Below are 25,586 nucleotides of genomic sequence, written 5' to 3' on the forward strand. Positions count from 1 at the left end.
GTTTTTTGGTCTGTTGTGACAGATACAAGACATGAAGCCCTATAAACAAATGACAGGGCTGGAGCTATTAATGCCAACAATTCAGTTTGATGTTTTTAAGCACAACCTCATCCTTTTAAGGAATGATTTGCCAGAGTTGTAATAATGTATACAAGTGCTTAAAAGCACAAATAAAGGAGACACAAGATGGAAAATATGGATTAAAAGCTTAGTAAAACTTTGGTAAATCACCAAAAAAATCTTGACTAAAGTTATCAAAATTCTATAAAAATGCATTAAAGAGGTGGTTAACAGCCTAGTGAAAAACTAAATAAAGTTTAGTGATTGACCTGTTATTAAACAAACTTTCTTTCTCAAGAAACTACTCAAAAAAAACTGAAAAAAGTGATTAAGAACACAAAAAATCGGGCTTTGCAAAAGCTCAAGCTTCCTTTATGAAATCAAATCCACTAACATTGGCTGCCTCAGCAGGTATTTTATCAGCTTACTCAGGCATTAGAGATTAAGACATGAACTCGTATTCGTCGTTAGGGGGTAACAGAGAGCCTGTTTATACAAAGAATCAGAAATTTTCAATGCCAAAACAGACTATCCTTAAGCTTTTGAGGATAGCCGCAGAAGACACAACCCTCGCATCCGACTTTCATCAAATTTGGGTTTTGCGTGAATTTCAGTTAGGGGATGAGTTGGCGGAGTTAGCGATCGCAGGAGAAACAGAAAATCAAAATGATCTTCTTTTTTTAGTTTGCCAAGGTCGAGTGCGGCTACTGGGATTTGATCCAAAATTGAAACGGGAGGTATCTACTCAGTTGCTAATAGCAGAGCAAACCTTTGGAGTAGACCGTTTATTTCACAATCAGCCTTTGCCGTATCGAGCAGTCGCAGCTAGTGCTGGTTTAGTTGCATCAATATATGTAGATGACCTGAAACAGTGGTTAAAACGACTACCTAATTTGCAACGCTATTTGCAAAAGATAACCTGTGAGCGACAAACTTTGATTTTTTTCAAAACCGCCACAGAATTACGTTCACATACTAGCCATTCTTTACGCCAGCTTTTACCTTACTTGGAACAAGCTAGCGTCAGTGCTGGCTCTACCCTGGTAGAAGCGACCCCTCCATCAAAGGGACGCTTTTGGCTGCGGAGTGGAAAAATTTTGAGTGCCACGCTAGAAAATCAGCCACCACAAATAGGAGAAAGCTGGGGATACCCCGATGCCACAATCCCAGATTGGGTTGCCAAAACGGATCTGCTAGTATACCACCTACCTCAACAATATGAAGAATTAACTAGCACAATTGCATCGGAAATTTTTCTCCACAAGCAACAGAAAGAAGACACGGGGACGCAGGGAGAAGGGGGATACGGGGAGAAGGAGGAAAAGGGGGACAAGGAAGACAAGGGGGACACAACGGCTGTGTCTTCTGAAAATACCTATGCAGAGATGAATTTGCCACCACCGAGGAAACAGCGCTGGTCGGTCAGCAAACTCTGGCGTCGCTATCCTTTTATCCAGCAACAGAGTTCATCTGATTGTGGTGCTGCGTGTTTGGCGATGATTAGCCTCTACTGGGGTAAGCGTTTCAGCCTGAATAAGTTACGAAACCTAGCGCAGACAGACCGGATGGGGGCTTCGCTTTCGTCTTTAGCGGATGCGGCAGAAACCTTAGGTTATGATGCTTTACCAGTTAGAGCTTCTTTGAGCAAATTAGAGTTACAACCTAACCCTTGGATTGCTCATTGGCAAGGGATTCACTACGTGGTTGTTTGGCGAGTCAAAGGCGATCGCGTATTGATTTGTGATCCCGCAATTGGCAAGCGATCGCTTTTGCGCCCAGAGTTTGAAGCTAACTGGACAGGATATGCTCTGCTATTATTCCCAACCAAACACTTAAACGCTCAACGGAACGAAAAAGTTTCCTTACGAGAATTTTGGCACGCTTTTTGGCATCACCGCGAATTACTTGGGCAAATCGTTCTAGCGTCAGTACTATTAACAGTGTTTGGTTTAGCAGCACCTTTAATTACTCAGGTTGTACTTGACCAAGTTCTGCCTTATAAAAGTTCTCTGACTCTAAATATCTTCGCCTTTGGTTTTCTATTTTTTGGCATTTGGCGGATTATCGTCCAAGCAGTGCGCCAATACCTGCTGGACTATTTTTCCAATCGCATGGATTTGACGTTACTAGGCGGTTTTATCAGCCGTACCCTGCGCTTACCATTGCAGTTTTTTGCATCCCGTCAACCAGGAGACATTATTACTCTTATTCAAGAAAACCGCAAAATTCAACTATTTTTCACCAAGCAAGCACTTAGTACTATCCTAGATGCGGTCATGGTGATTGTTTACTTGGGATTGATGGCGTATTACAACTTACGCTTGACTCTCATCGTCTTGCTTTTAATTCTACCCATTGTGGTTGTGACTGCTGCAACTAGCCCACTTCTCAAACATGCCTCACGAGAACTTAAGCAAAAATCGGCGGTGCAATATTCCACAATGCTAGAAATTGTCACTGGTGTAGCCACAGTTAAAACAGCTGCTGCTGAACGTCCAATGCGCTGGCGTTGGGAGGAAAGTTTTACCAACACCGTCCAAACAAGATTTCGGGGTCAGAAGTTAGCTAATAATTTACAGCTAGCAACTAGTTTGATCAATCATCTGGGGATCACTTTTTTACTATGGTACGGGGCAACGCTAGTGATGGGCAACCAGATGTCAATTGGTCAATTTGTTGCTTTTAATATGCTGATTGGCAGTACAATCAACCCTGTTTTAGCACTGGTGAAGTTGTGGGATGAGTTACAAGAGATATTGATTTCTGCTGAACGTTTAGATGATATCCTTACAACCCAACCAGAAGAAAATAGCCAACAACCACAAATGGTTTTACCTCCGATTCGAGGTGATATCCAGTTTGAACGGGTTTGTTTTCGTTACAATGCCAATGCAGAACGCAACACCTTGCACAATATTTCCTTTCAAATCAAAGCAGGACAGACTGTAGGAATTGTTGGTACTAACGGTTCTGGTAAAAGTACTTTAGTGAATTTACTGGCAGGTTTGTATCGTCCCCATAGCGGACGTATTTTAATTGATGGGCATAATATTGCTGAGGTTTCTCCCCAGTCATTGCGTGGTCAATTAGGGGTTGTACCGCAAGATATTTTTCTATTTGCTGGCAGCATTTTGGAAAATATCACACTGTTTAATTCAGAGATTTCCCTAGAAGAAGCGATCGCCGCTGCTAAAGTTGCAGATGCACACACTTTTATCCAAGCCTTACCTCTAGGTTACAACACCCGTGTAGGTGAGGGAGGGATAATGCTTGCTGATGAACAGCGCCAAAAAATAGCGATCGCCCGCGCCTTAGTTAGAAATCCACGTATCCTAATTCTAGATGAAGCTACTAGTTGCCTGGATAACGCCTCAAATCTAGCTCGTTTGCGTCCCTCCAGCAACACTTCCACTCATGAAGCATGTACCACTATCTTCTTTGTTGCCCGTCATCTTTCTAGCATTCGCCATGCTGACCACATTTTGGTTTTAGACCGAGGTATCCTCATTGAGCAAGGCAATCATCAAAAATTAATGACAATTCAGGGTCTTTATTACCACTTATTTCAACAACAACTACATCTGTAATCGTACCTATATCAATAAATTGGAGTGCAGAAAGGATGCAAATAAATTTTTCAAATACTGAGGGATACCAATAGCGACTAATTTTCTTTGTAGTTGCTGTATTTCATAATTTTGCACAGCGTTAACCGCTACATTTGTTCTGCGAAAAAATTGTTGTAGTAATTGTTTTTGATTGACAGATGTATTGCTGAAAGTACCTCAGACATAATACCATAAAAAGGTAAAAAACACAACTATTTATTCACAGCAAAGTATTTATTTTCAAGTAAAATTAACAGCAGTTTCACTATAAATTTGCAATAGAATGCTAATCTGAAAACAACTTCAGGTAAGCTTTTTGTCGTAAGTACAAACAAGATTATCTTGCTATAACAGTAAAAACTATTATTATTTTCCTGCCACGTAAACATCAACAACATCACATGTGCGTATTTCTATTTATTGAAAACTTATCAATAAAGTTCATAGTGAAATTCATAATTTTTGAAAAAATCAAAGTCAAAAATAAATAGTAGGTGAGGGGCGAAACCCCTAATGTATTTAACACTGATGGACAAAATCTGAGTTGTATAATAATTAGTTAGATAGGGAAAAATATTGACTACACCGAACGGAAAGAAATGAAAAATCAGCAGATGACATTCATGAAAAAAAATAGTATAAGTACGAATGTTGCCCTTGAACATCAAGCATGAATATTTTTTTCTTTGCTCTTGTAGAATCCCAGCAGCTTCACTTAAACATCTCCTAATTTTTAGTATAAAAAACTACGTAATATCGCCAGGGGAAAGTAATTAAATTAGGCGTGAGCCAAATATTCAAGAGGGCAAAACTGCATCTACTAAGAGCCAAACGGAGACTTTTTCCTACCATTCAACAAAGATGACTCAAGGTAAATTTTTGCCTCAGTCACTGCCTTATCAAACCTAAAACTCATAGTCAGGTTTCCGATTTTAGGTCAGCTCATGGACAGAATCATCAGGTCAAATGCAGTCGAAACCTCAAGTCAATCAGGGAGTTTAGAAATTAACTTACAGGATGTGCATCCCTGCTACGCTCTAACACCTGAAATGGCATCAATTTACGGAGGTAATGTTGCTTCACCAGGAGCAGTTTTCTCAGAACTACCTACAATCCAGACAGGAATTACGAGTACAAGTAATTACTCTACATCTTTGCAAAAAGTATTAGAACAACGCCCTTCTATTGTTCCTCATCTAATTTTGTTAGGCGGTCTAGTTTTTTTTGCAACTGTATTAGTTTGGGTCTGTACTGGAAAGATACAACAAGTCAGCCAAGTTCAAGGAAAAGTTGCACCATCACAACAGCTTTATCAACTTCAACCACAAGAGTTGGGTAAAGTAGTGAAGATTACCGAAACTCAAAATTTGCTCAACAAAAGCCAAGTACAGTTAAAGTCAAAATCTCTGTACGCACCTATAGATGGGGTTGTGTCCTCTTTAAATATCCGTGGTACTGGCGAGGAAGTTAAACCTAAGCAAATTATTGCAGAAATTCCTCCAATTCATGCGTCTGGGGTTTTGTTGCTCATACTACCCTCCCAAAAAGCAGCATTTGTTGATAAAGGAGATTTGGTAGAAATCAAGCTTAATTTTGATTCCCAGCGTCTAAATGTTGCTAAAACGCAAAAGCAGAGTATTCCTAGCTATAGAAATAACAACATTCTCTCAGGAAGAGTTGTTTCAGTCTCCAGGGATGCTCAAACAGATAAAAGATTAGGTTGGGTGCGTCGGGTAGAAATAGCTTTGGATAGCAATCAAACTGTCAACTTCACACCCGGACAAGTAGTCACAGCCGAAATCATTCACCATCGCCGTATTGCTGATATGTTCCTCAAACCAATGAAGGAATTGCAAAACAGCGAAAGCGATTGATAAATCTTGCTTAGGCCACTCTTCACCACAAAAACTAACAAACTTATTTATTGTATCCAGGACAACAGCACCATGAACCAAAATGTATCTAGCGCTACTAGCAACTTCGAGAAGACTCTTAACTCAGAACAATTTGATCAGTTAGTAGAAGCCATTCTTGCAGGTAAGTATTCCTGGGCTTGTGTTTTAATACTGCGCTTTGCTGGCTACAATCCTTTACATTACATTCCTTACCGCACCTACAACCGATTAATCAAAGAAAACTCGCAACTCAAAAGAGTTAATCAACAGCGCAACGAAAATCTCAAAGTCGCCAAACTTCCCTCCGAGAAAAAATCTGATAGCAATCCCTCACAAAGTTGCTTAAGTAAAATCAAGGATCTGGCTTATCTAGAAGTAGTGGGTAAACAAAAAAGAGAAATTCGTGGTGGTCATCAAAACCAGTGGCTAGGAACACAAATTCGCGAATACCAATCAATGCAAGCGGAACTCAAACCAGAAAGTAATCAAGATTTGTCATTCAAATTTTGTGAAATCAACTAAGATATCTTTTGGGTCAATAAAGCCAGAAATATACTGGGTTGAGTTTCACATCACCTGCCATACTAGTTAGTAATTTATGGTATGGCAGAATGATTAAATCAGTGGGGACTTATCAGTTATCAAATTTAGAAAGTGGTCTGGGGTTATTAGATTGATTTAGGTAAAAAAAGAAGAAATACCCTGTTTTAGATTCCGTAACTTTCTTAGACTTCTTGCAAAAGTCAAATTAGTACCGAGTTGTATTCATAGATATTACCTCACCCCGTCTTTGGCACCCCTTCAGGGGGTGAGGTTTTTAAACACAACTTGGTATAACCACCTTGGTGTCCTCCCCTAAACGAGGCTCAAGCGTACACACAAGGGCTTGATTCTGGTATGGTGTGTGTGTTATGGACATTGATCCTAACGTACCAAAAAACACTCAATGATGCGTTAGCCTACGGCATGACACATCCTAATAAAACTACAAAACGAAATTTGGGGTAATTAAACTATTTATGTGTACGTAAAGCAAATGTAAAAATAATATAAAACTTGACGTTTCCGAGTTGCTTTGATAAAAGAATATGCCACTTTGGCATAACAACAAGGATTTAGTTTTATACATTATAAATAATAAAATTAGATATCTAGTTTACCTAAAACTTCCATAGTTAGGAGCAAGTAAATGAATGATTATTGATTAACATAACAATCAAAACATTAAACTTGAAAAAGGGAGACGAGCAAAAATACTGTTCAGTGAGTGAGGTTAAGTATTTGAACACCCTAGTAAGCCTTTTTTAGCAAAGCTAAGGATAATCAAAATTTAACCGAACCTGAGTTACTAAGAATGCTTCTAAACTCAAGCTATTACTAGTGGTGGTTCTTTTTCTGCTCAAGTCTAAATATTGCTTATAGGAGTTACAACATTGTGGTGGATGTTGCTTTCTCTCAAATAAGCTAATACTTAATACAACTAAGATCAGAAAAAGTAAAAGTAATAGTTGAATCGTTTTTGTGGCTGGTAGGATTTCCGGCTATTTTGTCTCTGTTGCAAAAATACTAATCCTAATCCTCCCTATTGGGATTATATCTACTGTTAAATTTGCTATTTAAACAGCAAGCAATAATTGGAAGCTTACAAAAATCCTGTAGCTTCCAGTTTTTTATATGCTAAATTTTTGCCTGAATAGCTGAAGTAGTATGCTTCTGAACCAGCGCGGTTATCAGATCCCACAAAGGCGGTTCTGTCACGTAGATGCAATAGTAGCTTTCCGTAAGGTTAGGGGCTGACGTAGAAGCTAGGAGGGCGATCTCCGTTTCCTAGAAGTTGGCAAATTAAAAGTGCCAAGCAATATAAAGCTGTTACTTGGCACTTAGAACATTGTGAGTTTTACTTCATAGGGAGTCTTGAAATAGTTTTGACTCCTTTTAAATATGATGGTTTATATTCAGGGTCTTTATATCAGCTGACCCCGTTTGAACAATTACTAGTTTTGCAGAAATTTTTGATTTTTTTGATTTCCTAATATTTTTTTTATTTTTTGTCTATTTGTATTTCTAGTTATATACTAATGTTAAGTTTTTAAATCAAAATACTGATACATTCATATACATAATTTTACTTAAGGATACACGGTACTACGCGTGTTTACGACAGGCTAATACAGTACTAAAGTATAGAGATTCTCTATAAAGGTGCGATCGCTAACTTAATGATGGAAAGCGATCGCTTAATCTAACTTTGACTAAATTAGGCAAGCAAAACAGCCAGAACACTTACCACCAGTCAGCTTTGCTCTTTAACTTTCTTGTAAATTTTTCTGAGTTTACAAAACAGAAATTAAATTTTGCATGGGAACCCAGCTGCAAAGGTGCATGTCTTCCGCTATAGTTTTGCATGTGTTTAGCAAATGAGTGGCTGCAATTGACACATTTCTAAACATGCGGTAAATCAGCACATCACAGACGTAATAAATAAATATGAAACATCAGGGTTTTCCCATTCAACAAAAAAATATTCGCTTACTTGTTGGTAAAAACCTTTGCAATACTTGCCGAGTACCTGTAGCACTCACCACTTTATTCTTGCTTTCCGGTGGTTCTCTGCTTTTGCCTGTTGGGGTAAACGCTGATACTACTCAAACAATAAATCAGAACACCACTCAAACAGGAAATCAAAATACCACTCAAGTAGAAATTCAAAACACTACTCAAACAGGAAATCAGAACACTAATCAAACAATAATTCAAAACACCACTCAGGGAACAACAGTTCCTGTAACTGGAAACGTTATCTACGTTAATCCTGCAACTGGCTCAGATACCACTGGTGCTGGCACATCAACCGCACAACCTTATAAAACTATTACCTATGCTCTTAGTCAAGCTCAACCAGGTACAACTATTCAACTAGCACCCGGTACTTATAACAAAGAAAGTGGGGAAGTCTTTCCGCTGACAGTTAAGCAGGGCGTAATTTTACGAGGGGATGAAGCGACCAAAGGTCAGGGTGTACTAATTGTCGGTAGCGGTAAGTACATTAGTCCTACCTTTGCCAGTCAAAATGTGACGATTAAGACTGAAAAGGATAGCTTCATTACAGGTGTAACGGTTACGAATCAAGACTCTCGTGGCACGGCTGTATGGGTAGAATCAACTAACCCCACGATCACGAACAGTACATTTACTAACAGTGTCAGAGATGGCGTTTTTGTCACAGGTAAAGGTAATCCCAGGATAGAAAACAACATCTTTGTACAAAACAAAGGTAATGGTCTTTCAGTAGCCAAATCTGCTGCTGGAGTCATTCGGAATAATATCTTTGAAGATACTGGTTTTGGTGTGGCGGTTAGTGATAGTGCTACACCTTTGCTTGAGGGAAATCAAATCATCGGCAATCAAGACGGTGTTTATATCAACAACACAGCTAAACCTATCCTGCGTAAGAATATTATTCAGGGAAATAAACGGGATGGTGTAGTAGCAACTGTCAATGCTGCGCCTGATCTTGGTACAACCGAAAGTCCTGGCGGTAATCTGATTCGTAATAACACCCGTTATGACCTCAATAACGCTACCAAAACGATTAAGATTTTGGCTGTTGGCAACGATATTGATACTAAGAAAATAGCTGGTTCAGTTGAATTTGTTGCCTCTACAGTTGATATACCAGCTGGCGGTTTTAGGGATGTAACAGCTGGTTATTGGGCTAAAAGCTATATCGAAGCTTTAGCATCTAAGAATATTATTGCTGGTTTCCCAGATGGTACTTTTAAGCCTAATGATCCTGTAACACGGGCGCAATTTGCAGCTATTGTCACTAAAGCCTTTGCCCAAACTCAACCGAAACGTGAAGCTACTAACTTCAGCGATGTTAATAGTAAATTTTGGGCTTATGATGCTATTAGAAATGCGTATAGATTGGGGTTTGTTTCTGGCTATCCTGATCGCACCTTTAAACCACAACAGCAAATTCCACGAGTACAGGTACTAGTCTCGTTAGCTAACGGTCTAAATTTAACTGCTAACAACCAGAATGTGCTTTCCTTCTACTCAGATGCTGCCCAGATTCCTAGTTATGCTACCGGGCCAGTGGCAGCAGCAACGACAAAACTGTTAGTGGTAAATTATCCAAACGCAAAACAACTAAATCCCAACCGTGAAGCAACTAGGGCAGAAGTCGCTGCTTTTGTTTACCAAGCACTGGCAAGTGCTGGACAAGTTCAGGCTATTTCCTCCCCCTATTTGGTGAGAGTGCAGTAGAGATATTGGGGATTGGGGATTGGGAATTGGGGAGCAAGTATCAATGTTTATTTTCCCCACCTCCCCATCTCTCAATCTCCCCACCTCCCCACCTCCCACTAACTTTTCCGCCTATTTTCCCAGCGCCACAGATACATGGCCACGGCAACTACTCCTACCTGTAGTGCAAAATTGGGTAAGGCAGTATCAAGATTACGTCTAGCCAACACCTGAAAAAAGAAGATAAATGCACCAATAAAACCGGAAGCACCAGCACCGAGATAAATAAATTTGCGTATGTTGCGATAGGGGGCTGCGATTTCTGCTTTCAGACGAGCATACCGTTCCGGATGCATTGGGTGTTGGGAGCGGCGGTTTTCGGGGTTCGGTTGTACCATGATATTAAAGATGCTATAATTACGGACTGTTTGTGCCGATGTGGCTCAGTGGTAGAGCACCCGATTCGTAATCGGGCGGTCGCGGGTTCAAATCCCGCCATCGGCTTTGTTCAGTGAAAAGTTATCAGTGTTTAATGATTTAGAGCTTGGTGCAATACCTCGCGATGAATCAGCGCCCCATCTACTAAAAACTGGATTTTTTCTGATGAGAGTGGATCACCATTGGCGTAATGTTCAATCCAGGTTTTACTAATAATATTGGGGTCATCTGGTAGATTTGCCAAATGCCACCCCGGCATATCTAAATCCTCCATTAAAAGGTTAACTTTCGGGTCATAACTCAAAGCAAAACAGCGACAACCTTCGCTTGCTGCCATGATTAAACTATGTAAGCGCATTCCAATCGCCATTTCAATGCCGCGAAACACACCCTTTAACAATTGTGGTTCTTCCAAGCAAAGAATTTGACTAACATCCTTGAGTGATGATTGCATTGCTTGGGCAATACTCAAATCTTGTGCCTTTTGGAAGGGTAGCAGCACAATAAAAGTCTGTGTAGCTTTTTGAAAATCAACCAAGGCGCGAGTCAGATGACTGAGGCGAGTCGGGGTGAGTTGGGGATGCGATCGCAATGTGACAGCAACTCTCGGTGCAGATAAATCCTTTTGTAGAGACGTACCATGTTGTAGAGACGTACCATGTTGTAGAGACGTACCATGTTGTAGAGACGTACCATGGTACGTCTCTACAGGTTTGGATTGTAACGCCCAAACCGGATCGGGTGCGAGGATGTGGGGAATTTGCCAATCAGACAGTAAACTTGCCGAAGCGCGATCGCGTACACTTACTCTCGTACAACCTGCAAAAGTTTGTCGTGCCAACCAGCGCGTCACACGACGATGTAAAGGCCCGATACCTTGGGCCCAAGCAACAGTTTTTAAGCCCATTTTTTGAGCTACACTCATCATACCTCCATAGTAAAATGGGCTAATCGCACTGGTAGCATCTTGAATTAAACTACCCCCACCCCAAATTAGAGCATCACAAGAACGTAAAGCTTTGATTAAGCTAGGAAAAGCCATACGTTCATAAGCTTCTACACCATAACGATTGTGTGTTTCCTCTGGATTGCCAGAAAGAACTACTGGTGTGACATTAGATGGTAACATTTGCAGTAGCGTTGCCAACAAAGCCTCATCGCCACCATTTCCTTTACCGTAGTACCCAGACAATAGCGCCCGCATCTTAGCCTTTTGAGATTATGAATTTTCAGACTATTGTATTGGTTAGTGGTTGGGAATCAGTGAACTGTCAACAGTTAACAATAAGCAATTTAATTTGCTCGCTGATTACTGAGAACTGCTCACTGAATTAATTGCAAATTTGCTTCAGTTAATGTATATTAATGATAGTTTTTGCTAAAAAAGCAGATTTTGTTGTATAATCATAAAAGTGAAAAATTCATAGCAATTATACAAAGTTGCTAAAAGCTGTACAATTCAATACTTTATGGGGGGTTATAGCTCAGTTGGTAGAGCACCTCAATGGCATTGAGGGGGTCAGCGGTTCGAATCCGCTTAGCTCCACTTTTTTTTACATAATCAAAACTTTGGCTATTAAAAATCTAATAAATTAATACTAGAACCACAAAGGCTGGGTATACCCCTACAGTGATAACCGGAGACTGAACAATGACAGAAGCATCACAGCGTAAAAAGGTGATAGTTGTTGGTGCAGGTTGGGCTGGGTTAGGTGCAACCTATCATCTAGCAAAACAAGGATACGATGTGACTCTTCTGGAAGCAGGTTCCTACCCTGGCGGACTTGTCGCAGGTTGGAAAACGCCAGGAGGACGATCAGTAGAAGCGGGAATTCACGGTTTTTGGTATCCTTACAGAAATATTTTTTCCCTAATTAATGAACTAAAGATTAACCCTTTTACTAGTTGGACTCGTTCTTCCCAATATTCACCCGCAGGTTTAGAAGTTGAATCACCAATTTTTCAAGATTTACCCCAACTTCCCACACCTCTAGGGACTTTTATCTATACTCAATTTAAACGTCTGCCATTAATTGATCGCCTCAGTGCCTTACCTTTACTTTATGCCGTCATTGATTTTGATAATTCTGATGCAGCTTGGCGACGATATGATTTTGTGACTGCGCGGGAATTGTTTAAAGATTTTGGAGTTTCGGCACGACTTTATAGCGAGTCATTTGAACCAATGTTATTGGTGGGCTTGTTTGCACCTGGTGAACAATGTTCCGCAGCAGCTACTTTAGGAATGCTTTACTTTTTTATTCTGGCACATCAACCTGATTTTGATGTGGTTTGGTGTCGGGGAACCGTGGGAGAAAAAATATTTCGTCCGTGGATACAACACATTGAAAAGCTGGGGGGAAGATTCCTTACCAGTAAACGTGTAACTGACTTAATTATTGATACTAATAATCGAGCGACAGGTGTAGTTTGTGGTGAAGAAGTGTTTGATGCTGATGCAGTAATTTTCGCTGTCGGCGTCACTGGAATGAAAAAGATTGTCTCAAGTAGCAGCAGTTTGCAAACTCGTGCAGAATTCCGGAATTTAAATAACTTAGGGGCGATTGATGTTTTAGCAACTCGTCTTTGGTTTGACCGTAAAATTACAATTCCTCGTCCTTCTAATGCTTGCTTTGGCTTTGATCAGACTACAGGCTGGACATTTTTTGACTTAAACGCGCTACACGATGAATATCAACATGAATCAGGGACAGTAGTAGAAGTTGATTTTTATCATGCTAATCAATTTATTCCCCTAGAAGATCAGGACATTGTATCGATAGTGCAGCGTTATTTAGCAACTTGCATTCCAGAATTTCAGCAAGCAAAAGTAATCGATAGCAGTGTCATTCGTTTACCACAAGCAGTAACTCACTTTGCCCCTGGTAGCTATCGCTATATGCTACCAGCTAAAACTAGCGTAAAAAATGTATTTATGAGTGGTGATTGGATTATTAGCCGCCACGGTTCTTGGTCTCAAGAAAAAGCTTACGTCACAGGATTAGAAGCAGCAAATTTAGTGATTTCCCACTTAGGCGAGGGAACACCAGCACAAATTCTACCAGTGGCAGCTGATGAACCTCATATTCAACTAGTAAGAACTGTCAATAGAACAGTGCGTCATGTGAGTAAGTCTATCTTGCCTAATTTTTGGCTACCTTAACTTCTCTGGCTTGAAAGAGGGTGTGAGGAGTATGAGGAGTATGAGGGGTATGTAGACGCGTAGCAGTGAGGGGGTCGCAGTCTTGGACGCCAGGTGCTTTATGCCGGGAGACCCGTCCACCGCACTGGCTCCGCTTTCCGTCACGATTGCGAACCCCCGTAGACGGGCGAAGCCCGGCTTCTCGAAGATTACCCAGAGGGCTTCCCGTAAGGGTGGGGTGTGAGAAGTACAAGGATAGAAAATTTCTTTTACTCCCCTCACACTTCCCCCACTCCCCCATCTCCCACTACCTGCGCCGCACATGCAGGCTATCAAGTCCTTGCTTGATCCAACTCAAACATTCATATTCTGATGTGAAGATTTTGGGTGCTGCAATATTATTTAATGAATCTGGTGGATAGTGGTCGTAAAAATATTTACCCTCTTCTCGATAAATAATTATGAGGCTATTACGGTAAACATAGCGATTCTTAAAATAATCGCCTTCACTAACCAATTCTGAATTTTGGTCTATATGTTCTTTGGCAATATCCAGGATATTACTGACACTACTGCCATATATTTGTGCTGGATTTTCCACTTTGTGGAATTTACTTGTGTAACCAATTTCTGACAATAATTTATACGAATAAATCTCGTAATTATCCGCTTTTCCAAAAACAAAAGGAATGATTAAATATCCCTTGTAAGACAACGATTCTTCGTAGAGTAGACGACCCATCTTTACCTCCTATATTGTCACTTTGCTAGAAAGTCTCCTCACTTTTAACCACAACAATTATTATCCCTCTTTTTGCAAATAATTCTGATTTTTTCACACAAAATCAGTGATATCGCTCTTTGTATTGCATCTCCTCAAACAAACTCACCAATTGTTTATTGATGTATTTGTGAGGAAGATTTTTTAAGTGCGATCGCTAATAATAACATTCATTCAATATTGCAAGTATGATGGGTGATACCCATCATGGCAATTTTGAATTTTGAGATTTATTTTTCAAATTCCAAATTTTAATAATTATGTTTACTCATCAATTTTAAAAAATAAAAGCTATAAGAAGATTCTATGATTTTTTGGAAGTTCCTAAAGTAGTAAAAAATAAAAATGACCTTAGCAAATAAAGCATAGATGCGATGTTACTCGCATCTCTACATCAATCGACCAAATTAAGAAGCTTTTGCATTTCTATAATTTGCATCCATCCAACAGCGTGGTAGACTTTCACCTGAAGGAAAAACGAGGTCTTCTTTTTTATAAGCTTCTGGTGATTGTTCTTCTTGACCTTCTTGATCTCTAGCATGAATAGTATCGATGCTAGGATCAATTAACTCTTGAACATCAAGAATTTTCAACAATTCACCACTATCTTTGAGTTGTAACAACAGAATAAATAACCTCCGTAAATTTATATTGCTTGAATAGAAAATCAACCATAAAAAAACTGTGTAACAGTCCTTCTTCTCAATCTTTTGCAAATATTTTTGCTACTAGAGTGGATTTATAAATAGAACTGATACGCAGTCATAGCTTCTCTTTTCAAAAGAGAATTAGTAAGTCAAGTAATTTTGAATCTACTTAACACAAAAGAAAAAAATTACATTTCGCGTTGGAATTTTTCTAAAATATCTACCAAATTCACCTGACATTGCAGAGGTAATAAATCAATCAGAGGAATTTCCCTTCTACCACCACCAATTTTCACAGGAATAGATTCGAGAATCTGAATGACATCATCTTCATCTACAGGCTTATTAGCAGTGATTAAGGGATAAACTTGTTCTGCAACCACAGTATGCAATTTGGCATTTGATAGATATAAATGCCATTTGGCAATATCCATGTAAACGTTTTCGCCAATTTCATTTGCTAGGGCTTCCAGTAATTCTGTGGTGTTAGTCTTAGTCATAAAAATAACCCTAATGAACGGAAGCGAATTTATAAACTATAACTATTATCGCTCAATTATTGGGAGACTCTACAGCCACAAGTTACAATTGCCCCAGCTTTATTAGTCCATCTTCAGGTGGATTTGGGCGGTATTTCCGAATAGTTAGCGATCGCAGCAATATAAATCAGGTGAACTAACAATATCACTGACCACCCTGATGTCACCCAAGGTAGCCATTCCCAAGTAGCTTTTAAGAAGTTGTGAAAGAACCATAACCCCGAATTACAGGCTGCAAATATTGCCACATGGACAGCAAAATTCATCCGGTCATCTAGTTTGCGGTAAGCTGGGTCTTTGCGATCGGGTTTACGAGGCCAACGAGGAGGCATATACTTTGTTACAGATTTTAATAAAATTTGGTTTCTGAACCATTTTAGGATTTTTTCGGTTGTTGTTACCGTCTAGCCAAAAAATCAACTTAGAAAAACTCTGCGTTCCTCCGCGCTGTCTGTGCGCCCCTTTGCGTTAAAAAACTACGTAGTGTGGAACGTGGGTCAAAAGCACTACTATCGCGGATTTTTTCATAGCACTCGCGTTCGGTCGCACTCAAATCCTAGCGACCAAGCAAGTCATTGATAAAATCATCTGATTTACCGCCGGTTTTACTAATTAATCGAATTGATTCAATTTGAATCGATTTTTCTAAAGCTTTTGCCATATCATAAAGGGTAAGAGCAGCAACAGAAACAGCTGTGAGGGCTTCCATTTCTACCCCTGTTTCGGCTTTGGTTTTAACTGTGGCTTGAATTTGATAACCAGGCAGTTGTGGATCTGGTGTTAACAGTACTTCTACTTTGTGCAAAGGTAAAGGATGACATAGAGGAATCAAGTTAGCTGTTTGTTTAGCAGCCATAATTCCTGCTAGTCGTGCTGTTGCGAGTACATCTCCTTTGGGAGCGTTTCCCGCTTGAATCGCAGCAAAGGTTTCGCTTAGCATTCGCACTCTTGCAGCTGCTGTTGCTTGGCGAACTGTAGATGGTTTCTCTGATACATCTACCATCTGGGCTTGCCCTTGGTGGTCTAGGTGGGTAAGGTCAATACAAGTATTTTGAAAATTATCTTGCGTCATATGATAACGATGTGTTATTATTAGATTCTGTGATCGCAAGGGCGTGTAGCTCAGTGGACTAGAGCACGTGGCTACGGACCACGGTGTCGGGGGTTCGAATCCCTCCTCGCCCGTTTCCAAATCTAAAGTAAAAAATGAAGAAGTTGGATTCTTCATTTTTTATTTGCAGCTTTCAATCTTGAATTCCATTTAGGGCATAATAGTCTTGACCACGACCAAGGGCAAAACGTAGGGAAGTGGGCAGATTTTTACTGCACTGGGTAAGAAAAACAATCATACCAAGTCCGGTTAAAGCAGCTGCTAAACCGAAGCTTAGGCGATAGCCGAATTGATCAGCAGCAAAACCCCCAATTGGGCCTGCGATCGCTATGCCAAAATCAAACCCAGCTATGCAGATAGCAAAAACACGTCCCCTTTCTTGAGGAAGGGAACGATCTGCCATGAGTGTTGAAATCATCGGAATTAATGTACCACCTCCAGCACCTTCAATCAGGGCTGCAAGTAAAAAAGTACTGGCATTGTTGGCTAGACACATCAGTACCATCGATAAAGAGTACAAAGCTAAACCAACAGTCACAAAAAGTCCTCGCCCAAGGCGATCGCTTGCCCTACCAATAAATAGCCTACCACTAAAGCTAGAGATTGCCGAAGCTGTGTAAAACAACCCAGGATTTAAGTCAACTCGAGTAGATTTGATAAACAAGGGTGCAAAGGTATGCAAAGTCCCAACTGTTAAACCAACCATTAACATCACGAATGCTGGTACTCTCACCCTGGGACTAAACAACATTCGCCAAAAATTAGAATTATGGTTTTCGACTTGCGCTTGCTTCTGGACTGGTGGATTGACAATTGGCAAAATACATAACAACCCTAACCCACCTAACCCCGCAGATAACAAAAATAATGCGGTATTATCAACCGCAGCCTGTAAATAACCACCCAAAGCAGGTCCGAGTGCTAAACCAATCGGATTCACTAAACTCATGTAGCCAATAATTTCACCACGATGGCTAGGTGGTGCTAAATCTGCTACCAGCGCTATGTAACCAGTAGCAAAGGCGGCGATACTAATGCCATGAAATGCACGCAACACCATTAACAATTGTACATTGGTCGTGAGTTCATAACCGAGGGGAGCGATCGCTACCACTACCATTCCAATCAGTAGTACAATTTTACGACCCTGTTGGTCTGCTAAATTACCCAACCAAGGACGAAATAAGAGCAGTCCGATCGCAAAGCTGCCCATTAAAATCCCAATTTGTTGCTTACTCGCCCCCACTTCTTCCAGATAAAGTGGTAAGGTTGGCAACAAAGAAGCCAAACTAGACCAGAATAATAAACCTGCTGTAAATAAAACTAGCAGATTCTGTCGTAATGGTGTATCAATTTTATTAAGTAATTTCACAGCAAATGCACTTAAATTTAAGTCAACAGTCAAGAGTCAATTGTCAATTGTCATTGGATTTTAGGCTTGGTATTAGGGAATTTAAAACCTTGACAATAGACTTGCGACTTATGACTGACAATTATTGTTACATTACTTAATAATAACTAATACTTCAGAATTGTGGCAGTTAGTGGACTTCTTGCAAAAGTTGAATTAACCCCCCGAAAGGGGGAAAACAAAGAAAAACTTTTAATATCAGGGGATTGGGGAGGGATCTGATATTATTTCCGTGTTCTATTCTTTTTTCAAATTGGTATTAATTTAACTGCTCAATCGTTTTGTCAATTAAATCTACACCTTGGTGTACCGTTTCTATCAAACTCAATTCTGCACGCAACTCGGCTGCACCCACAAAACCTTTTGCATACCAAGTCATATGTTTACGGGCTTGCAGAATTCCGCGATCACCTTTATATTCCCAAAGTGCCTGTAAATGTTTTTTGGCGCATTCCAAACGCTGTATCGGTGTTGGTGGTGGTAACTTCTCACCAGTCTTGAGAAAATAATCTATCTCTCCCACCAAAAACGGATAACCTAATGTCCCCCGAGAACACATAACCCCGTCAGCACCCGTTGACTGTAAACATTGCACTGCCGACTCTACCGAAAAAATATCACCATTGGCAATCACTGGAATCGAAAGCACTTCTTTGACACGGCCAATCCATTCCCAACGGGCGTTACCATTGTAACCTTGGGCGCGAGTCCGGGCGTGGATTGTAATCATTTGTGCGCCTGCATCCTGCATCCGTTTTGCAAAATCCAGGATCGTAATTTCCTCATCATTCCAGCCGATACGAGTTTTAACTGTTACAGGGAGATCCACAGCGTTAACGACTTCCCGTACTATTGCTTCAGCTACCTGTGGTTGTCGCAACAGGGAAGATCCACCACCCTTTTTAGTAATTTTATTGACAGGGCAACCCATATTGATATCAATCGTATCTGCACCTTCTGCCACTGCCTTCTGTGCTGCTTCTGCCAAAAAATCAGGGCGACAATCAAATAATTGAATGCTAATTGGTCGTTCGTTGGCGTCTACCTCCATGATTTTTGGCAATTGTTTGACATGGTGTAACTCCGTCGCACTCACCATTTCTGTGTACATCATCGAATCTGGTGCATAGCGACGTACTAAGCGACGAAACACCAAATCTGTCACCCCAGAAAAAGGCGACTGCAAAACTCGACTGTTCACCTCAAAGTTGCCAACTTGTAAAGGTGATGAGAGTCTTGTTTTGAGGATAGGAGAAAGCATAAATAATGTTTCGGTGCAAATTTTGTTATTTTTTATTTAACTATCTTGACTTTGAGAGAGTTTTTGTGACTCTAGCAGAACCTCTTCTACACTCAAATCCAACTCTTTTGCTGCTTGTTCTATACTCAATCCTAATCTCAACAACAAAGGTATCATTCTAAATTTTTCTTGACGCGCGCCTTCTTGCCTACCTTCTTGCCTACCTTCTTGCTTGGCTTCTTGATAAACTCGTGTCTGTTTCAAATCGCTTAACCCAAACATAAGTTCAATCTCCTTTCTAGTCATTTTTGGAAACTTATAAACCAAGATAGTTTCTACTAATTCTAATAACTGCCGCTGTTTCGGTTCGTTATCTATCTCTTGTTGGGTTCGACTGATTAATTCCTTGGCATTTGCAATTGCCTGATTTTCATCGTCTACTACTAATTTGATGGTAGCAAGGCCAACTGGTAAGGATATTGCTTCACCTAGTTCATCCAGATAAATACGACTAACACGCTGACTAGTAAAAAATTCGCTGTAATTGTTGATATCTGATGTATCTAAGCTACGACTTGGGTAGATAACCACTCCCCGCCAAGAATTTTTGGGTTGGTTTTGACGCAGGTATAAAAAGATTTCTGAAAACAAACGCGAATAAATTTCTGTGTCTGTTTGAAACTGGACTTCGACAAAGTAAATTGGGTTTTGTTCTTCTGGGATGGGAAGAAAAACACCATCTATTCGGAATGCAGTTTGCTTAATTTCGATGGAGGAGAATTGATAAGTGTCTGCGGTTTCAGGCGATTTACCAATTAATTCAAAGAAGATGTAGGGAAATTCCTGAAAAATACGATAAAAGATGCTGTCTGTTTTCACATTCTATAGGTTACTGAGTTTTGCACTCTTGTGATTTTACCGCGCGATCGCTCAAGCAAAAGAGCGTTACTAGGGCTAGTTGGGATTTGCATTTGCGATCGCACATTCATCAAAAGCTTTTGTATTTCTTACATCTTGACGATCATAACTTAACCAAAAGACGGCAAACACGACCATCAGATTACGGTTCACCCGAATCTCAGGAAGTATTAATTCTCATACATTAGACGAAGTGAAAGCAATAATATGTATGAGCCAAGTAGAAACATGAAGCATAACCGCCCTTGCTAAGGTTCGGAAAACCACCCTTCATGGACTGGCTACACAGGCTCAGTATATATATCAGCATAGACTTGGGTTTTTGCCCAAGTAAAAACCAAAGGTATTGATGCTGGACTGGCTGCTTTCAAAAAACCAGTTAGTTCAAAAATTAGTCCCTTATACTCCCATTCATTCATTTGTAGTTATACGGAGCCAGCACCTACAATGGCAAAAGTAGTTGGAATTGACTTAGGTACGACAAACTCCTGCGTAGCAGTAATGGAAGGTGGTAAACCCACGGTTATTGCTAATGCGGAAGGTTTTCGGACAACACCGTCAGTTGTGGCGTTTGCCAAAAATGGCGACACCTTGGTTGGGCAAATCGCCAAGCGCCAAGCGGTGATGAATCCCGAAAATACTTTTTATTCTGTAAAACGATTTATCGGTCGCCGCTACGAAGAAGTTACAAACGAAGCCACAGAAGTTTCCTACAAAGTTGTCCAAAGTGGTGGAAACGTGAAGTTGGAATGTCCCCAAGTAGGTAAAGCGTTTGCACCAGAAGAAATTTCTGCTAAAGTTCTGCGCAAGCTAGTAGAAGACGCCAGTAAATATATCGGCGAAACTGTAACTCAGGCTGTAATTACTGTTCCAGCTTACTTTAACGACTCTCAGCGCCAAGCTACCAAAGATGCTGGTAAAATTGCGGGAATCGAAGTATTGCGGATTATCAACGAACCTACCGCCGCTTCCCTAGCATACGGTTTTGATAAGAAGAGCAACGAAACCATCCTGGTATTTGACCTTGGTGGCGGTACGTTTGACGTATCCATCTTGGAAGTAGGTGACGGTGTGTTTGAAGTGCTAGCTACTTCTGGTGATACCCACCTTGGTGGTGACGACTTCGATAAAAAAATTGTTGATTACTTAGCAGAAGCATTTAAGAAAGACGAAGGTATTGATTTACGTAAAGACAGACAAGCTTTACAACGTCTGACAGAAGCAGCAGAAAAAGCCAAGATAGAACTTTCTAGCGTTACCCAAGCTGAAATCAACTTACCATTTATCACTGCGACTCAAGATGGTCCCAAACACTTGGATATGACTCTGACACGGGCCAAGTTTGAAGAACTTTGTTCTGATTTAATTGACCGTTGTCGTATCCCTGTAGAAAATGCCCTGCGCGATGCTAAGTTAACCAAGAATGATATCGATGAAGTCGTGCTAGTGGGTGGTTCTACTCGTATCCCCGCTGTCCAAGACTTGGTGAAGCGGATGTTAGGTAAAGAACCAAACCAAAGTGTTAACCCTGATGAAGTGGTAGCAGTTGGTGCTGCGATTCAAGCTGGTGTACTTGCTGGTGATGTCACGGGTATCTTGTTGTTAGATGTAACACCGCTATCTCTAGGTGTAGAAACCTTGGGTGGTGTAATGACCAAGATTATTCCTCGCAACACTACTATTCCTACTAAGAAGTCAGAAGTGTTCTCCACCGCCGTCGATGGTCAAACCAACGTAGAAATTCACGTCCTCCAAGGCGAACGGGAAATGGCAGGCGATAACAAGAGTCTGGGAACCTTCCGTCTTGATGGTATTCCCCCTGCACCCCGTGGTGTACCCCAAATTGAAGTGACCTTCGATATTGACGCCAATGGTATTTTAAACGTCACCGCTAAAGATAAAGGCACTGGCAAGGAACAGTCCATTAGCATTACAGGTGCTTCTACCCTTGATAAATCCGACGTTGAGCGGATGGTAAGAGAAGCTGAGCAAAATGCTGCTGCCGACAAAGAGCGTCGTGAGAAAATCGATCGCAAGAATCAAGCTGACTCTTTGGCGTACCAAGCCGAAAAACAATTGCAAGAGTTGGGCGATAAAGTCCCGGCTGCTGACAAGACCAAAGTTGAAGGTTTGGTGAAAGATTTGCGCGATGCGATTAGCAAAGATGACGACGAGCAAATCAAGAAACTAATGCCAGAACTACAACAAGCGTTGTTTGCTGTTGGTAGCAACATCTATCAGCAAGCTGGTGGCGGTGCAACTGGTGATGGTGCTGGTACTACAGATGCTGGTGCTTCCTCCTCTGCTGGTGGTGGCGGTGATGATGTGATTGACGCTGATTTCACAGAGTCTAAGTAATGTTGATTGTCGTTAGTTGTTGGTTATTGCAATCAACTATCAACAATTAACAAACAACAAATTTAACAATTACCACTCAAGGTATACCTTTGGGTGGTCATTTTTTTGTTAAGTCCCGTTAATGGTTAGTGGTTGCGATCGCCTGAGTTTGAGAGTACGCGCGCCGGAAATAATGAGACAAGGGACTGTGGAAGTTGCAGTTTAGTAGGGGTTGTTGCAGAGAGTGCGATCGCTACGATGGAGACGAATCTGTTTCAATCTCGCAGTACTTATAGTATTTGCCCTATAGTTATTGATCAGTAAATTGATAAAGTCAAAATTTAGTCACTGTAACATTAATACCAGAATTGATTTGTTTTGGAGTCTTGAAATATTCTATTGGCTGGAGATACTCAGGAGTTTGATTTTTCCGCTCTTCGCATTCTTTGATAACCAGACCAGGATTCTGAATTAACTCAAGTGGATCAATCCTGGTGCATCCCTGCTCCCTGACTACCGTAATGGAATTTGCAGTTGTTTGTAGAGGATTGTTGCGGTTGCTGATATTACTCCACCTGTTGTTAATTGTCACTGGTTTAGTAACCAAAAAACCTGCTCGATTACTGCCATTAGTTACTGGAGTATTCGCCTGGTTGGCATAGGCGCTTGGAATCAAACTAAGTGTACCAATTAAAAGTGCCAAATTTAGTAGTAAGCATTTCATAAATTCAATTTCTCATAAATAAATACCTACTATCAATTTTGGCTGATTCTACTTTAAGCTGCACTATAGCTGGACACTTTTTGATTCTGCAACATCCGGGTTAAAGGTAAGTTAAAGGTTTTGACGGTATACATCACCGCACCGCGTCTGCCTATTTCCTGTTTCTTTACCTCCATCCATAACAAGTTCAATTTTGCCTAATCACCTAGACTAGGTTTAGCAAAGTGTGACAGTTTGGCAACTAGCCGCAGTTCTACCAATGAGAGATGACCAAAACTACAACGCTGGATGAAACTAGCGATCGCACAATTGACTAAAGTTTATTAGTAATAGATTTTTTGGAAAAACTTAGGTACACTAAATAACGTCTAATTTTGAGAAAAAGTCAAGTATTTAGATAACAATATCAAGAATTTTCATATGAAACTTTACTACATTACCTTAAATAACGCAGACGAAGCCCGTCAGATAGGTCGTGCTTTATTGGAACAAAAATTAGCTGTTTGTGTCAATTGGTTCCCTATTACTTGTGCTTACATATGGAAAGGAGAAATCACAGAAGAGCCAGAAATGGTTTTAATTGTGAAAACTCAAGCTGGATATCGGGAACAAATTGAAGGAGTGATTCGCCAGTATATTAATTACACTAACTTTATTGCCGAAATTTCACCCACCGAAATCAACCAACACTTTCTTGAATGGTTAAATGCAGAAGTTCCCTTAAATTCATTAAAAAAGATGTAGTTAAAAATTCTATAGCAGTAGTTATTTTCACCTTGGGCTAGAGAACAATAATAATAGTTGTCTAGTTAAGAAACTAGTTATGACTCGAAATGAGAACTGTAATACTCAGTCGAAAGTCAATCAATCTTCTTCCCATATTGATACACGATATTGGGGCAAAGTAGAAGTCATAGAAAAAGGGAATAACTACAGTATTAATCGTATAGAAATTAAGCCAAAGCACGGCATTAAACCACAAATCCATTATCACCGTGGTGAACACTGGGTCATTGTTTCTGGTACAGCAAAGGTTACTTGTGGTCAGGAGGAAAAATTTCTTAATAAAAATCAATCAACTTTTGTTCCTCCTGCAACACTTCATCAGGTAGAAAATCCAGGATTTATCCCACTGATTATTCTGGAAATTCAGAATGGCGAGTACTTGGGTGAAGATGATGTAGAACGCCCAATATCAATCTAGTCTGGCTTGTAGCACAAATTTTATCTTACAAAAATCATAGGGTGGGCAATACCCCACCCTATAGGATATAAATTAAATATATATTTTCTCATTTTTTATTGTGGGGGAACAAGGCTAGCAGTTTTTGTAGCACTGTTCCAAACTATCCAACCAAATTGATGATCTAAGTTATCATCAGTGTTTGCTACTTTAAAATAAAGTTTTTCACCGCCCTTCATTTCAATAGCAAAATCAGCATTTTGAGCATATACCACCTTAAAACCTCTGTCTCGCAAGCAATACATCGCCCAGGCTTTTAATGACTGTTTTGCTGGTTCGTGTGGGATTGGAGGTTTTTTGATTGCTTCTTCAATGACTTGGAAAATTTGCATATTAGTCAATGGTCAATTGTCAATGGTTATTTGTTATTTGTTATTTGTCATTTGTCATACCGAGTTGCATTCATAGATATTACCTCACCCTGCCTTTGGCACCCCTCTCCGCGAGTTCGGAGAGGGAAACTCGGGGTCCCCACTCCCCCAAGGGAGGAGCCAGTGCGGTGGACTCTTTCCCCGGCATAAAGGAGCCACTCCGGCGGACGGGTCTCTCGGCATAAAGCACGTGGCGTCACCTGGCGTTGGGGATTAGGGGCAGGGGGTGAGGTTTTTAAACACAACTTGGTATCACTATATTATTCTCCTCACACTCCCCCCACTCCTCACACCCTCTTCCTAAATTTTGAATTTTACTCAGTTGAATTTTGAATTGTTTTCTCCCCATCTCCCCACCGCCCCTAATCCCCACCAGGGGCGCCGAGTTCCCCACCTCCCTTGTCCTCCTTCAAATGGGATCGCAGCGGATTTCAATCATAAAGCCATCGGGGTCATAAAAATAGACACCGCGTCCAGTAGGGCGAGTAACTGGACCGTGGGCGATCGCAATTTGGTTTTGTCTGAGTACTTCGACGGCGCGATCAAAACTCGGTGGAGCTATGTCGAAAGCAAGATGATAAGCTCTGGTAAAAGTGCGTTCTGGATTGGGATCTGGTGGTAATAATTCTGGTTCCCAAAATAAATCAAGGATAGTCCCATCAGGAGTAATAAAGTTAGCTACTTTTCCCTGGACAACTAAATCCTTTAACGTTTCTGGAACTTCATCGCCCGTAAGTTCATGTAAACCCAGAATATTGCCGTAGAAGTGTCGTGAAGCTTGCATATTTTGGACATTCAAAGCTATATGATGTACACGCCGCAAGTCTCCTGGAGTCAAAACAGAGTTGAGAGAGTAGGGACTGGATAACATAA

22 protein-coding genes and 3 tRNA genes are annotated in these 25,586 nt (G+C 40.6%); 12 read left to right on the top strand and 13 right to left on the bottom strand.

The annotated features are described in order from the left end of the window. The first annotated feature begins 509 nt into the window (after nucleotides 1-509). The 4 genes from NIES592_RS10245 (at nucleotide 510) to NIES592_RS10260 (ending at nucleotide 9,832) form a co-directional block, all read left to right on the top strand. Complete coding sequence (locus tag NIES592_RS10245; protein ID WP_178379513.1) at nucleotides 510-3,647, top strand: cysteine peptidase family C39 domain-containing protein; 3,138 nt, start codon at nucleotides 510-512, stop codon at nucleotides 3,645-3,647. A 965-nt stretch (nucleotides 3,648-4,612) separates the two neighbouring features. Next, entirely contained in the window at nucleotides 4,613-5,542 is a 930-nt protein-coding gene (locus tag NIES592_RS10250) for an HlyD family efflux transporter periplasmic adaptor subunit (RefSeq protein WP_073555682.1), read from the top strand. 72 nt (nucleotides 5,543-5,614) lie between these two features. Next, nucleotides 5,615-6,085 (top strand): HetP family heterocyst commitment protein, encoded by a 471-nt coding sequence (locus NIES592_RS10255; protein ID WP_073555683.1) that lies wholly within the window; start codon nucleotides 5,615-5,617, stop codon nucleotides 6,083-6,085. 1,965 nt (nucleotides 6,086-8,050) lie between these two features. Continuing rightward, nucleotides 8,051-9,832 (top strand): DUF1565 domain-containing protein, encoded by a 1,782-nt coding sequence (locus NIES592_RS10260; RefSeq protein WP_073555684.1) that lies wholly within the window; start codon nucleotides 8,051-8,053, stop codon nucleotides 9,830-9,832. Nucleotides 9,833-9,930: 98 nt separating this feature from the next. Here the strand turns inward: NIES592_RS10260 and NIES592_RS10265 are convergent, their stop codons facing one another. Then, on the bottom strand, nucleotides 9,931-10,209 hold the full coding sequence (locus NIES592_RS10265) for a DUF3493 domain-containing protein (RefSeq protein WP_062248213.1): 279 nt from the start codon (nucleotides 10,207-10,209) through the stop codon (nucleotides 9,931-9,933). Nucleotides 10,210-10,243: 34 nt separating this feature from the next. Between NIES592_RS10265 and NIES592_RS10270 the strand changes: the two genes are divergently transcribed. Continuing rightward, nucleotides 10,244-10,315, top strand: a tRNA-Thr gene (locus NIES592_RS10270). Nucleotides 10,316-10,340: 25 nt separating this feature from the next. On the opposite strand, the gene csaB is transcribed toward NIES592_RS10270, so the two are convergent. Then, nucleotides 10,341-11,453, bottom strand: a complete 1,113-nt coding sequence (gene csaB / locus NIES592_RS10275) for a polysaccharide pyruvyl transferase CsaB (protein WP_073555685.1) — start codon at nucleotides 11,451-11,453, stop codon at nucleotides 10,341-10,343. A gap of 269 nt (nucleotides 11,454-11,722) precedes the next feature. On the opposite strand from csaB, the gene NIES592_RS10280 reads away from it, so the two are divergent. Together NIES592_RS10280 and NIES592_RS10285 are read left to right on the top strand one after the other, a co-directional pair. Continuing rightward, nucleotides 11,723-11,795 (top strand) — tRNA-Ala (locus NIES592_RS10280). Nucleotides 11,796-11,900: 105 nt separating this feature from the next. Then, entirely contained in the window at nucleotides 11,901-13,412 is a 1,512-nt protein-coding gene (locus NIES592_RS10285) for a hydroxysqualene dehydroxylase (RefSeq protein ID WP_073555686.1), read from the top strand. 286 nt (nucleotides 13,413-13,698) lie between these two features. On the opposite strand, the gene NIES592_RS10295 is transcribed toward NIES592_RS10285, so the two are convergent. From NIES592_RS10295 to moaC, 5 genes are all read right to left on the bottom strand, one after another. Beyond that, the gene (locus NIES592_RS10295) at nucleotides 13,699-14,133 is read right to left on the bottom strand and encodes a hypothetical protein (protein ID WP_009456907.1); all 435 of its coding nucleotides are present in this window, start codon (nucleotides 14,131-14,133) and stop codon (nucleotides 13,699-13,701) included. 446 nt (nucleotides 14,134-14,579) lie between these two features. Beyond that, a complete protein-coding gene (locus tag NIES592_RS10300) occupies nucleotides 14,580-14,798 on the bottom strand; it encodes an acetyltransferase (RefSeq protein ID WP_073555736.1) in 219 nt (72 codons plus the stop codon). Between the two features lie 209 nt (nucleotides 14,799-15,007). Continuing rightward, nucleotides 15,008-15,319 carry a DUF3181 family protein gene (locus NIES592_RS10305; RefSeq protein ID WP_073555688.1) on the bottom strand — a complete coding sequence of 104 codons (312 nt, stop codon included), beginning with the start codon at nucleotides 15,317-15,319 and terminating at the stop codon, nucleotides 15,008-15,010. Nucleotides 15,320-15,432: 113 nt separating this feature from the next. Beyond that, complete coding sequence (locus NIES592_RS10310) at nucleotides 15,433-15,690, bottom strand: 2TM domain-containing protein (protein ID WP_062248204.1); 258 nt, start codon at nucleotides 15,688-15,690, stop codon at nucleotides 15,433-15,435. 224 nt (nucleotides 15,691-15,914) lie between these two features. Continuing rightward, entirely contained in the window at nucleotides 15,915-16,430 is a 516-nt protein-coding gene (gene moaC, locus NIES592_RS10315; RefSeq protein ID WP_062248202.1) for a cyclic pyranopterin monophosphate synthase MoaC, read from the bottom strand. 39 nt (nucleotides 16,431-16,469) lie between these two features. Here moaC and NIES592_RS10320 point away from each other — a divergent pair. Then, nucleotides 16,470-16,543 (top strand) — tRNA-Arg (locus NIES592_RS10320). Between the two features lie 59 nt (nucleotides 16,544-16,602). Here NIES592_RS10320 and NIES592_RS10325 read toward each other — a convergent pair. The 3 genes from NIES592_RS10325 to NIES592_RS10335 all read right to left on the bottom strand — a co-directional run bounded on the left by NIES592_RS10325 (nucleotide 16,603) and on the right by NIES592_RS10335 (nucleotide 19,999). After that, a complete protein-coding gene (locus tag NIES592_RS10325; protein WP_073555737.1) occupies nucleotides 16,603-17,841 on the bottom strand; it encodes an MFS transporter in 1,239 nt (412 codons plus the stop codon). A 298-nt stretch (nucleotides 17,842-18,139) separates the two neighbouring features. Further along, nucleotides 18,140-19,141, bottom strand: coding sequence for a tRNA dihydrouridine synthase DusB (gene dusB, locus NIES592_RS10330; RefSeq protein WP_073555689.1), 1,002 nt, complete (start codon nucleotides 19,139-19,141; stop codon nucleotides 18,140-18,142). 36 nt (nucleotides 19,142-19,177) lie between these two features. Beyond that, nucleotides 19,178-19,999, bottom strand: coding sequence for an Rpn family recombination-promoting nuclease/putative transposase (locus NIES592_RS10335; RefSeq protein WP_073555690.1), 822 nt, complete (start codon nucleotides 19,997-19,999; stop codon nucleotides 19,178-19,180). Between the two features lie 20 nt (nucleotides 20,000-20,019). Between NIES592_RS10335 and NIES592_RS25065 the strand changes: the two genes are divergently transcribed. Continuing rightward, on the top strand, nucleotides 20,020-20,226 hold the full coding sequence (locus tag NIES592_RS25065) for a hypothetical protein (RefSeq protein WP_178379514.1): 207 nt from the start codon (nucleotides 20,020-20,022) through the stop codon (nucleotides 20,224-20,226). A gap of 259 nt (nucleotides 20,227-20,485) precedes the next feature. Continuing rightward, on the top strand, nucleotides 20,486-22,396 hold the full coding sequence (dnaK, locus tag NIES592_RS10340) for a molecular chaperone DnaK (protein WP_062248198.1): 1,911 nt from the start codon (nucleotides 20,486-20,488) through the stop codon (nucleotides 22,394-22,396). A gap of 313 nt (nucleotides 22,397-22,709) precedes the next feature. On the opposite strand, the gene NIES592_RS10345 is transcribed toward dnaK, so the two are convergent. Further along, entirely contained in the window at nucleotides 22,710-23,099 is a 390-nt protein-coding gene (locus NIES592_RS10345) for a hypothetical protein (protein ID WP_062248195.1), read from the bottom strand. Between the two features lie 420 nt (nucleotides 23,100-23,519). On the opposite strand from NIES592_RS10345, the gene cutA reads away from it, so the two are divergent. Next, the gene (gene cutA / locus NIES592_RS10350; RefSeq protein WP_009456925.1) at nucleotides 23,520-23,843 is read left to right on the top strand and encodes a divalent-cation tolerance protein CutA; all 324 of its coding nucleotides are present in this window, start codon (nucleotides 23,520-23,522) and stop codon (nucleotides 23,841-23,843) included. Nucleotides 23,844-23,922: 79 nt separating this feature from the next. Next, nucleotides 23,923-24,303: a phosphomannose isomerase type II C-terminal cupin domain gene (locus NIES592_RS10355; RefSeq protein WP_009456926.1), complete on the top strand. Its 381-nt coding sequence runs from the start codon at nucleotides 23,923-23,925 to the stop codon at nucleotides 24,301-24,303. 95 nt (nucleotides 24,304-24,398) lie between these two features. Here NIES592_RS10355 and NIES592_RS10360 read toward each other — a convergent pair whose 3' ends face one another. Beyond that, nucleotides 24,399-24,674 (bottom strand): hypothetical protein, encoded by a 276-nt coding sequence (locus NIES592_RS10360; protein ID WP_009456927.1) that lies wholly within the window; start codon nucleotides 24,672-24,674, stop codon nucleotides 24,399-24,401. A gap of 448 nt (nucleotides 24,675-25,122) precedes the next feature. After that, a complete protein-coding gene (locus NIES592_RS10365; protein ID WP_062248192.1) occupies nucleotides 25,123-25,584 on the bottom strand; it encodes a VOC family protein in 462 nt (153 codons plus the stop codon). Between the last annotated feature and the right edge of the window lie 2 nt (nucleotides 25,585-25,586).

Origin of the sequence: Fischerella major NIES-592 (genome assembly GCF_001904645.1) — a bacterium.
GTDB classification, from domain to species: domain Bacteria; phylum Cyanobacteriota; class Cyanobacteriia; order Cyanobacteriales; family Nostocaceae; genus Fischerella; species Fischerella thermalis.